At 71.1% G+C, this 387-nt stretch carries 1 pseudogene; it reads left to right on the top strand.

What is annotated here, in order from left to right:
* A pseudogene (locus ACWCOM_RS18550) lies at positions 1–387 on the top strand (hypothetical protein); the annotation flags it as partial.

The raw sequence follows: 387 nt of genomic DNA, 5'->3' as shown, positions 1-387 counted from the left end.
AGACGCAGTACACCCCGTACCCGGTCGAGGACCAGGTCGTGTCGATCTGGGCCGGCACCAACGGCCACCTCGCCGAGGTCGAGGTCGCCGACGTGCTGGACTTCGAGCAGGCGCTGCTGGACCACGTCCGCCGCACCAGCACCGTCCTGGACTCCATCGTGGGGACCGGCAAGCTCGAGGACGACGCGGACGCCGCCCTCGAGACCGCCGTGGCCGAGGTCAAGCGGGACTTCCGGGGCACCATGCACGGCATCGAGCCGGGCCACGAGGAGCACCAGGCCATCGACGCCTCCAAGGTCGACCAGGACCGGATCGTCAGGAAGAACCCGGACGGTCCGGTGCGCCGCCGCGGCCGCGCACCGGACCCGGAGACGACAGGACCTCACA

The sequence above is a fragment of the Kocuria sp. KH4 genome, from assembly GCF_053711175.1.
This window is presented reverse-complemented; position numbering and strand designations above follow the sequence as displayed.